This window comes from Collinsella aerofaciens, from assembly GCF_902501475.1.
GTDB lineage: Bacteria > Actinomycetota > Coriobacteriia > Coriobacteriales > Coriobacteriaceae > Collinsella > Collinsella aerofaciens_AL.
Genome location: NZ_CABWIF010000009.1, coordinates 31,646 through 41,803, shown reverse-complemented (window position 1 = coordinate 41,803; position 10,158 = coordinate 31,646). Strand labels below are relative to the sequence as shown.

Sequence of the window (10,158 nt, the reverse complement as noted above, 5' to 3'; positions counted from 1 at the left end):
GGGCACGCCCGGTCCCGTTCCGAACCCGGAAGCTAAGCCCCATCGCGCCGAGAGTACTGCGGGGTCAGCCCGTGGGAGGCCAGGGCGCCGCTGACCGGTGGACGGCACCGAGCCGTACGCTTGAACTGAGAAGGGGGAGGCCTCGCGGCCTCCCCCTTTTTGCGTTATATACACGTTGTACTTTGGGACCTAGCTCCCCCGTATTCGCTCTTACTGTTTGGCTGTATTTTGAGTTCTTCTAGTGTATTTGAGCGATAATTACTCGCATTGGCGTTAGGGAGGGCTTGATGTTTACCGTATTTGTCTTGGGCAATATTGCTTCGGGTAAGTCGACTGCCTGCCGCTATTTCGAATCTCGTGGCGCTATGCTTATCGATCTGGATGAGCTTGCAAAATCGCTGTATGTGCCGGGCTCTGATATCGTCAATACTCTCGCGGATGAATTCGGTTGGGACATTTTGGATGAGGAAGGCGGCATTCGCCGCAGCATCCTCGCTTCTCGAGTTTTCGCTTCTCCTGATTCGGTCGCACGGCTCAATGACATCGTGCATCCCATTCTGATTGAACAGCTTTCGCTTAGGATTCTCGATCCGGTTTGTTGTACTGTTTCATCTCCCCGTTATCCCTTTGCGGTGGTCGAGGTTTCTGCTCCGACTGGTTTTGAGGATGCATTTGGCTTGGCTGATGAAATTTTGGTCATCAGCGCCCCTTTGTCAGTTCGTCGCGAGCGCGCTATTCAACGTGGCATGGAGCCTTCTGATTTCGATGCCCGTTCTGCTTGCCAGCTCGAAGAGTCTGCGCTGTGCAATCTCGCTACAACGGTGATTGACAATGCAGCAGACGATAACTCGCTCTTTGAACAACTGGACGCATGGCTTTCGCGCCATGGGTTCGGGGATGTAGTGGATAAGGAGGAGGCCGATGCCTAAGACACGTTTCCTTACGTGGTATCGCCTTATACCGCTGGCTGCCGTTTTTGCCTTCGGCCTTATCTCATTCGTTTACTCGTATGCTCCTACCGCTTTCTTTAAGCCGCTGTATCCGATTGACTACGAGGCGTATGTAAAGCAATCCAGTATTTCGCATAATCTGGATCCGTATCTGGTGTGCGCTGTCATTAAGTCTGAATCGAATTGGGATCCCGAGGCCGAGTCGAATCAGGGTGCTCAGGGATTGATGCAGCTGATGCCCGAGACTGCCCAGGATATGATCGCCAAGGGCCTTGTCGACGGTGGCGAGTATTCGGCCGACAACCTTAACGATCCGGCTACGAATATCGAGTTTGGCTGTGCGTATCTCTCGTATCTTCTAGCGTATTTTAACGGGTCGACTGACAGTGCCATTGCCGCCTATAACGCCGGCATGGGCAATGTCGACGGATGGGCGCAGCAGAGTACGTCGCTTCATAATGCAATCACCTTTCCCGAGACGCAGGCGTATCTGATTCGTGTCAATAATGCCTGGGTTCGCTACAAGACCCTCTATCCCGATCGGTTCGTATAGGACTATGCCTGCCGCCTGCGTATACTGCAGATATATGAGTTAGGAGTATCCATGGCGGAATTTGAAGTAGAACGCGTTGGTGGTGAACTTAAGCGCTTTGGCGTTGAAGGCTCTGACGTGCCGTTTAAGGTCGTGTCTCCCTATGAGCCTGCCGGTTCCCAGCCTAAGGCCATTGAGTCGCTTGTGCAGGGCGTGAGGGACGGAGACCGCTATCAGGTTTTGCTGGGCGTGACTGGTTCGGGCAAGACCTTCACGATGGCAAAGACTATTGAGGCCCTGGGAAAGCCGACGCTGGTCATGGCTCCGAATAAAACGCTCGCCGCTCAGCTTGCGAGCGAGCTCAAAGAGTTCTTTCCCAACAACGCTGTGGTCTACTTCGTCTCGTACTACGACTACTATCAGCCCGAGGCGTATGTGCCGCAAAGCGATACATATATCGAGAAAGACTCCTCGATTAACGAAGAGGTCGAGATGCTGCGACATCAGGCGACCGCATCGCTGCTCTCTCGACGCGATGTGATCGTTGTCGCATCGGTCTCGTGTATCTATGGCATTGGCTCTCCTGAGGACTATGCGGGTCTGGCTCCAAACGTCGACAAGAAGGTGCCGCTCGAGCGCGATGACTTTATCCATGCACTTATCGACATTCAATATGATCGCAATGACTGTGACCTGGCACGCGGCACGTTCCGCGTGCGCGGCGATGTTGTCGACGTGTATCCGCCTTATGCCGAGCATCCGTTGCGGTTTGAGTTCTTTGGCGACGAGGTCGAGCTGATTGCCGAGATCGATGAGGTCACCGGTGAGATGCTTCGTGAGTACGAGGCCATCCCCGTATGGCCGGCATCGCACTACGTGACCGAGAAGCCGAAGGTCAAGGCGGCTCTGAAATCGATCAGCGAAGAGTGCGAGAAGCGCGTGGCGGAGCTCAAGGCGACCGACAAGTTGCTCGAGGCGCAGCGTCTGCAGCAGCGCACCGATTATGATCTTGAGATGCTCGAGACGATGGGCTTTTGCAACGGCATCGAGAACTACTCGCGTCATCTGGACGGTCGCAAGCCGGGTGAGCCGCCGTTTACCCTAATCGATTACTTTCCCAAGGATATGCTCTGCATCATCGATGAGAGCCATGTGACGGTGCCGCAGATTCGCGGCATGCACGAAGGTGACCGCTCGCGTAAGGTGACGCTGGTGGAACACGGTTTTCGCCTGCCCTCGGCGCTCGATAACCGCCCGCTTCGTTTCGATGAGTTTGAGGCAAGGATACCCCAGTTTATCTATGTTTCGGCCACGCCGGGCGATTACGAGCTGCGGGTTAGCCAGAACGACGTTGAGCAGATTATTCGTCCGACCGGTCTGCTCGATCCCAAGATCGATGTGCGTCCGGTTCGTGGGCAGATTGACGATCTTGAGGACGAGATTCGCGAGCGCGTTGCCCGCAAGGAGCGCGTGCTGGTGACCACGTTGACCAAGCGCATGGCCGAGGACCTGACCGACCATCTGCTCGACGCGGGCATTAAGGTCAATTACATGCACTCTGATACGGCGACAATGGACCGTGTCGAGATCCTGCGAACGCTGCGCGAGGGCAAGATCGATGTCCTCGTTGGCATCAACCTGCTTCGCGAGGGTTTGGATCTCCCCGAGGTCTCACTGGTGGCAATTCTCGATGCCGATAAGGAAGGCTTCTTGCGCAACCGCCGTTCGCTGATTCAGACGATTGGCCGCGCGGCCCGTAACGCCGATGGCGAAGTCATCATGTATGCGGACGTTGTGACCGATTCGATGAAAGAGGCCATCGAAGAGACGCAGCGCCGTCGCGAGATTCAGATGGCATATAACGAAGAGCATGGCATCGTGCCCAAGACGGTGCGCAAGGCCATCAACGACATCTCAAGTTTTATTGCCGAGGCCGAAAAAACCGTGGGTTCCAAGGGACGCTCGAAGGGCGACTCTCTTGGCCATGGTGCATTCTATACGCCCGATGAGTCGGGCGAGGGCGGCGTGCCGGAAACGGTGGCGCCCGAGCAGACACTTGCGGAGCAGTTGGAAGAACTGCCGCATGACGAGCTTGTGCGGATTGTCGAAACCATGGAAGAGGATATGCGTAACGCTTCTGCCGCCATGGACTTTGAGGAGGCGGCGCGCCTGCGCGATGCCGTCGTTCAGATTCGGGCGATGCTCGAGGGTGCGTCTGAGGACGAGACGATCGAGCGCTTACGTTCGCAGGCCCGCAAGGGTTCCACGTTCGCATCGGGCAGAAAACGCCAGGGTGCACGGTTTAGGAAATAGCGAACAGGCCCCGAGTTCCCTGTGGAGCTCGGGGCCTATGTCTTTTGCGCGCTGGAATTCGTGCGTTAGAGGTCTGCGATCAGGGCTTCAGCACAACGGATGCCGTCGGTGGCCGCGCTCATGATGCCGCCGGCATATCCAGCTCCCTCACCACAAGGGTAGAGGCCCGGGGTCGACACGGCATGGCACGTTCGGTCTCGGGTGACAGTGACAGGTGAGCTCGAACGAGTCTCCACGCCGGTAAGAACGGCATCGGGACGGTCGTAGCCTCGTAGCTTTTTTCCGAGTAGGGGAAGTCCCAGGCGGAGCGACTCGACGATATGCTGCGGCAGGGCTTCGTCAATTGCCGTCCAGGTCACACCGAGCGGATAGGTGGGCTTTACCTTTCCGGGCGCCTTGCTGGCGCGTCCTGCGAGGAAATCTCCGACGAGTTGTGCCGGTGCGTTCCAGTTGGAACCGCCCAGGCGATAGGCGGCCGCCTCGCAGGCACGCTGGAGCTCGATGCCGGCGAGCGGGTCATCGTTGGGAAGGTCCTCAGGCGTGACGTTAACGAGCAAGGCGGCATTTGCGTTGCGTCCGTCGCGGGCATTGAGGCTAGCGCCGTTGACGCACAGGTGGCCCTGCTCGGAAGAGGCGGCGACAACCTGTCCGCCGGGGCACATGCAAAACGAGAACACGCTGCGGCCGTTGGGAAGATGGGCAACAAGTTTGTAAGGGGCCGCCCCGAGCGCTGGATGTCCCGCCGAGGCTCCATATTGGGCTCGATCGATGTCGCGCTGCGGATGCTCGATGCGAACGCCCATGGCAAAGGTCTTTTGTGCGAGGGCCACGTTGTGGTCCTTAAGGAGCTCAAAAATATCGCGAGCAGAATGCCCGCAGGCGAGGATGAGGTGCTTTGTCTCGATTGGCTCGCAAGCGGCGTCTTGGGACGATTGGACATCAATACCGGTAATGGCGCCAGACGCGTCGATGTGAATGTCGACGAGCTTTGTTCGATAACGGACGACACCTCCGAGCTGCTCGATGCGCTGGGATATAGCGGTGACAACCGTGGGAAGGATGTCGGAGCCAATGTGCGGCTTGGCATCCCACAGAATATCGCGGGGCGCACCCGCCTCGACGAAGGTTTCGAGGATAAGGCGATGGGCGGGATTTTTTGTTCCCGTATTGAGCTTGCCGTCCGAGAAGGTCCCCGCGCCGCCCAGACCAAACTGGATATTACTCTCGGGGTCGAGGATGCGCTCCTTTAGAAAGAGGTCGATCGCATGCGAGCGGCGAAATGCCGGGTCGCCGCGCTCGATGAGCAAGGGCTTAAGACCTGCTTCGGCGAGCGTTAGCGCGGCGAAAAGGCCAGCGCATCCGGCGCCGACAACGACAGGGCGTTCTTGAGGTGCGTCGGAGACGGGGGTGGGGAATGAAGACCCATCGTCTTTTATCGCGCGTACGCGCGAGCGGTCACGCTCGGAAACGCTGTCGACCGCTTCTCGCTCGAGGTGGGGACTGGTCAGCTCAACACGAAAGCTCAGGATAAAATGGACGTCTCGTTTTTTGCGAGCGTCGATTGACTTGCGATGGAGCTCGATGGACTTGATCTCGGAGTCCTTGCAACGTAGGACGCGCTTGGCGACTCGCTTGCCAACAATGAGGCAGGCATTTTCATCGCCGGCTTCATCGAGCGACGCGTTGACTTGGGTGATTTCGATCATCGAGGTCTCCTTAGAGGCAAGAAAGAGGCCGTCCGGTATCCCAGACGGCCCGAATGCGTTTTTGATTATAGACTGCGCGGCTACAGACTGCTTGCAGCGCGAATGCCCGAGAGCCAGGCCCACGCAAGGTTAAAGCCTCCGCAATCGGCGTCGATGTCGAGCGCTTCGCCGCAGACGTAAAGCGGGGCGTCGACAGCGCTGCGCGCGCGTAGACTGGGTGTTGAGATGCTCTCGACAGATACGCCACCACGCGTGACTTGCGCCGAGCGCTCCTCGGCTGTTCCCTCAACGAGCAACTTAAAGTGCTTGAGGATCGAGACCAGGTGGATGACATCGTTGGAGCCTGGATGGCACTGCTCGAACGCCGTGCAGACGACGCGGGAGAGTTGCGGGGCGAGCATGCCATCGAGCCAACGGGGATCGCGGGGCGAAAAGCCGCCGAGCAGCTCAACGCGCCGGTTGAGCATATCGAGCAGCTCGTCTTTGGAGAGGTCGGGGAAAACGTCGAGCAGGATCGTATCGCCGTGCTGGATACGACGGGAGAGGTTGAAGACAGCGACGCCCGAGATACCGAAGGTTCGAAACAGGACTTCACCGTCTTCGTGCCAGAGCTCATTATGATTGCGGGCGAGCGTCAAGCGGGCGCGGACGCGCAGGCCATCCAACGTCTTGAGTGCCGCCCGATCGCCGACGACCGTTGCCGATACGGGGCAGAGGATGGGGCGCAGCGAAGTGAGGGGGAGGCGAAACGTATCGGCGATACCGGTGGGGTTGCCGCCCGTGGCGATAATTACGGCATGTGCCTGCAGGGCCTCGTTCTTGCGAGGGACATCGGCGAGCGCTTTCCGAAGCGAGCGGAGCTCCGATTTTCGGTCGTCGTGCTTTTTTGCCTTGAGCGCCCGCGCTGGACGGTCTATTTGGAGTGTCCAGCCTTCGGAAGCTTTGTGCGCCGAGGCAACGTTGGCTCCGCAGATTAAGGTGATACCTAGGCGGTCGCAAACGTTGAGAAGCGCGTCGCGCACCGATTCTGCGCGAAGGGAGCGCGGGTACAGCCGGCCTTCCTCGGAGGTTGTCATGATGCCCAGCGAGGAGAAGAAACCCATAAGCTCTTGTTCGGGTTGGGGGCCCATGACAGATTCGACGAATACGGGGTGGTTATACCGCTGAGGATCAATCGATTCGTTGGAGAGGTTGCAGCGGCCGTTACCGGTCGCAAGGAGCTTAAGGCCGCAGGCGACATCGCGCTCAACGATGCAGACGCTTTTGCCAGCGCGTGCGGCCGTAATGGCGGCGGCGAGGCCTGAAGCCCCGCCGCCGATTACCAGGACGTCATAGAAGGCGCTCGTGTTCACTTAGGCCTCGTCGGTCTCGTGCGGGGTAATGGCCTCGACGGCAGAGACTGCCTTGGGCAACATGCCATCGGGCAGTGCGGTCTCGACCTTGCCCTTATCGCAGGCCTCGGCGAGTGCCGGATTAATGGGAAGCTGGCCCAAGATGTCGAGGTTATAGCGCTCTGCGACCTCGGGGAGCTTGCTCTTGCCAAAGACCTCGATCTTCTTGCCGCAGTCGGGGCACTCGATATAGCTCATGTTCTCGACGATGCCCAGAATGGGGACGTTCATCTTCTCGGCCATGTTGACCGCCTTGGCGACGATCATCGAGACCAGATCCTGCGGGCTCGTGACGATGACGATGCCGTCGACGGGCAGCGACTGGAAGACGGTGAGCGCGACGTCGCCTGTTCCCGGAGGCATGTCGACCAGCAGGTAGTCGATGGGGCCCCACGAGGTCTCGCTCCAGAACTGCCTAATGGCGCCTGCGATGACCGGACCGCGCCAAAGGACGGGGTCGGTCTCGTTTTGGAGCAGAAGGTTGGAGCTCATGACCTTGACGCCGTGCTCGGAGATTTCGGGCAGCATAAGGTTACCAAGGGCATGGACGTGGCGTCCGCTCATACCGAACATCTTGGGGATAGAGGGACCGGTGATGTCGGCATCGAGGACGCCGACCTTGTGGCCGTGACGGGCAAGCTCGGTGGCGATGGCACCGGTGACAAACGACTTGCCGACACCGCCCTTGCCGGAAAGTACGGCGATGACGCGTTTGACCTCGGACAGCGTGTTCTCCTCAAATTGCGACGGCGATGTTTGTCCGCCGGCGGCCTGTGCGTGCTCGCAACCCATGTATGACTCCTTTGTATATGTTGGGGCCGGGGCCCCGTGATGTGACACGAGCGTCATTGTACCCTCGTTTGCGAGCGGGAGCCATTTACGATGCATTTGGGCCGAGCGTGCTTGCAATACGATGGGTCCAAGCGAATGGGCGGGCTTACTGAACTTTGCTGGCGAACTCGAGGTATTGCATGCGCTGCAGCTTGTCGATCGTCGAGGCGTATGGGCTGTCTTCAGATTCCAAGTCGTAGCGCAGCCCGTCGGCACCAAGGTAGCCGGCGACATTGATGGTGGGCACATCTGACCTTGTTGCAAGCAGAGCCTTTTGATAGTCGGTGAGCGGGGCGCCGATCTTATTAAGGGTAATGGCTGCAATCTCGTTTGCCCCGACGGTGTCGTAGACGTTGAGCTCGGTATTGCCGGCGATTTCATAGTTAGCCCAGACGAAATATGTCGACTGATAGATACGGAAAGCGTGGCTTGCCGTATCTTCCTGAGGGTACAGCTCGTCGTTGAGAGTCGTTGCGGCGCTCGGCTGATGGTCGCCAAAAAAGACAAGGACAACCGGTCTGCCGATATTGCGGAGCTCGTTGATAAAGTACTCGAGGTCCCGGTCGGATGCGTTGATGCAGGTAAGATAGGTGTTGAGCGCGCTATTGGCACCCTCGCTGGCTCCCTCGACCCAATAGTTTGTCAGCTCCTCGGCGGGAACGGTGCCATAGTCGTAGCCGCCGTGATTTTGCATCGTGACGTCAAAGATGAACTGCGGGGCTTCGTCGGTTCTAAGCAGGTCGAGTATCTTGTCGTAGGTGGCGTAGTCGCATACGCCGGCATGGTAACAGGGTGCACCTTCGAAATCGCCGATTGAAAGAAAGTCTCCAAAGCCCAGCTGCTGATAGATTTTATCTCGATGGTAGTTGACGGGGTTTTGCGGGTGCATAGCGGTAGCGGTATACCCAAGCTCCTTAAGGTCCTTTGCCAGACTGTTGACGCCATTCATCTGATACAGCTGATAGGGGATTTTGCCTAATCCGACAAAGGCCGTTGTCGCTCCGGTCAAAAATTCGAATTCGGAGTTCGCCGTTCCGCCACCGGCGACCGAAGCGAGCATGGTGCCGCGAACAAGTGTGTCGGGAAGCGAGTTGTAGAATGCGGGGCCGGTGTACCCGGCCGCCTGGAGCTGCTCAAAGCACGAAAGGTCGCTAAAACTCTCGTTCATGACGGCAACAATCGTCGGCTTGATTTCATTGAACTGGGCAACGGCAGCCGCGCGCTGCTCGCTCGAGCCATACGTGCTGTCGTAGGCGGCGGCGAGCTCCTGCTCGATGCTCTGCGCCTCATCGGGCGTATAGTCTTCGGGCTTCTCAATGGGCAACTCGTTGACCATTTCGGTGAACGAAGTGATAAAACCCTGAGACGTATATGTGGTGATGGGCTGCCAACGGTCAAATCCAAAATCCAGCGCCTGCTCCAAGTCGATGCTGGAAAAGCCCGAGAGCCCCACAACGGTCACTAGCAGAAAAGCGCAGAGGTTAGCGGCGATTGCGGGGAAGACATGGGTGGACGTACGGAGCTTTCGCGGTCGGATAAGCGAAAGAAGCCCCAGAGAAATCTCCAGCAGGGCGAGAGAGGTTACGATTCCGGCGGTAAAGGTAAACTCGTATCCCTCGCTCACCTCCATTGCGGTGCCAAGGGCCAAGATATCGCTTGGCAGGATGGCTTCGCCTTTAAACGTAATGACGAAGTGCTCGGCAATGCCAAGGATGCAACAGACGAAGGGCACGAGGACCATGACGCCTCCATGACGCTGTCCCAGCAAATAAAGGGAGAGCAGAACCGTCGCGAGCAGCCCGACGGAAAACCCGAATGAGTTGGCGGGAATGCGATAGAACGTTTCGTTGCAGGCAATTTCGAGTGAAACGAACGAGAGCGCTGAAACAGCGGCGATGACAAGGATGTCACGGCAAATACAGGCAACTGTTCCCGTCGCAAGATCGGTTTGGTCGATAAGTCCCGAAACCAAGGGCTCGACAAGAAGTATGACGGCGGCAGCACCGAGCGCCGAATAAGAAAGGACCCATAGGGAACTGTCCTCATTTACGAGCAATTGATTCGTAATCCATGCAGCTACCATGCCGAGCGGGATGAGGAGCGTCGCGCACCAAAAGACGCGGGCAATGGGCGGCTTTTCATTGTGTTTGATTGAAAAATACACGCGCACGACGACGGTGGCCACGATAAGGATGGCGATGAATATGGGCAGATTGGCCATGTCGCTCGAAGTGATTTCAAGGGGGATATCTTCGGTCATGGACGTTCCTCTGTTACGGCAAATTAAGTTCAGTATTAGATTACTGTAACCTTTCCACGGTATTTCGAGAAACAAAGTACCCGATACGCAAAGCTAAAGGTCTGCGAATCTTGTATTACGAACATCTGTGCGCGTCGAGTGCGCTAAACTCATCGGCAGTATGATTCGATGCAAT

7 protein-coding genes and 1 rRNA gene are annotated in these 10,158 nt (G+C 57.6%); 4 read left to right on the top strand and 4 right to left on the bottom strand.

All coding sequences use genetic code 11. The annotated features are described in order from the left end of the window. The 4 genes from rrf to uvrB all read left to right on the top strand — a co-directional run. Positions 1-96: ribosomal RNA gene (gene rrf, locus GDJ93_RS02665) — 5S ribosomal RNA — on the top strand; the annotation flags it as partial. A 191-nt stretch (positions 97-287) separates the two neighbouring features. Beyond that, a complete protein-coding gene (gene coaE, locus GDJ93_RS02660; RefSeq protein WP_152067661.1) occupies positions 288-929 on the top strand; it encodes a dephospho-CoA kinase in 642 nt (213 codons plus the stop codon). Then, entirely contained in the window at positions 922-1,503 is a 582-nt protein-coding gene (locus GDJ93_RS02655; protein ID WP_152067660.1) for a lytic transglycosylase domain-containing protein, read from the top strand. The genes coaE and GDJ93_RS02655 overlap by 8 nt, the downstream gene beginning before the upstream one ends. A 51-nt stretch (positions 1,504-1,554) precedes the next feature. Then, positions 1,555-3,795: an excinuclease ABC subunit UvrB gene (gene uvrB, locus GDJ93_RS02650; protein WP_152067659.1), complete on the top strand. Its 2,241-nt coding sequence runs from the start codon at positions 1,555-1,557 to the stop codon at positions 3,793-3,795. A 65-nt stretch (positions 3,796-3,860) separates the two neighbouring features. Here the strand turns inward: uvrB and GDJ93_RS02645 are convergent, their stop codons facing one another. The 4 genes from GDJ93_RS02645 to GDJ93_RS02630 all read right to left on the bottom strand — a co-directional run bounded on the left by GDJ93_RS02645 (position 3,861) and on the right by GDJ93_RS02630 (position 9,983). Continuing rightward, complete coding sequence (locus GDJ93_RS02645; RefSeq protein WP_152067658.1) at positions 3,861-5,501, bottom strand: NAD(P)/FAD-dependent oxidoreductase; 1,641 nt, start codon at positions 5,499-5,501, stop codon at positions 3,861-3,863. Between the two features lie 80 nt (positions 5,502-5,581). After that, positions 5,582-6,853 carry an NAD(P)/FAD-dependent oxidoreductase gene (locus GDJ93_RS02640; protein ID WP_152067657.1) on the bottom strand — a complete coding sequence of 424 codons (1,272 nt, stop codon included), beginning with the start codon at positions 6,851-6,853 and terminating at the stop codon, positions 5,582-5,584. After that, positions 6,854-7,684: an Mrp/NBP35 family ATP-binding protein gene (locus GDJ93_RS02635; RefSeq protein WP_152067656.1), complete on the bottom strand. Its 831-nt coding sequence runs from the start codon at positions 7,682-7,684 to the stop codon at positions 6,854-6,856. Positions 7,685-7,829: 145 nt separating this feature from the next. Beyond that, positions 7,830-9,983: an LTA synthase family protein gene (locus tag GDJ93_RS02630; protein ID WP_152067655.1), complete on the bottom strand. Its 2,154-nt coding sequence runs from the start codon at positions 9,981-9,983 to the stop codon at positions 7,830-7,832. Between the last annotated feature and the right edge of the window lie 175 nt (positions 9,984-10,158).

What these genes read in the sequence shown, in the direction of transcription:
- GDJ93_RS02630 (WP_152067655.1), bottom strand. Translation starts at nt 9,983, where the DNA reads ATGACCGAAGATATCCCCCTTGAAATCACTTCGAGCGACATGGCCAAT.
- coaE (WP_152067661.1), top strand. Translation starts at nt 288, where the DNA reads ATGTTTACCGTATTTGTCTTGGGCAATATTGCTTCGGGTAAGTCGACT.
- GDJ93_RS02655 (WP_152067660.1), top strand. Translation starts at nt 922, where the DNA reads ATGCCTAAGACACGTTTCCTTACGTGGTATCGCCTTATACCGCTGGCT.
- uvrB (WP_152067659.1), top strand. Translation starts at nt 1,555, where the DNA reads ATGGCGGAATTTGAAGTAGAACGCGTTGGTGGTGAACTTAAGCGCTTT.
- GDJ93_RS02645 (WP_152067658.1), bottom strand. Translation starts at nt 5,501, where the DNA reads ATGATCGAAATCACCCAAGTCAACGCGTCGCTCGATGAAGCCGGCGAT.
- GDJ93_RS02635 (WP_152067656.1), bottom strand. Translation starts at nt 7,684, where the DNA reads ATGGGTTGCGAGCACGCACAGGCCGCCGGCGGACAAACATCGCCGTCG.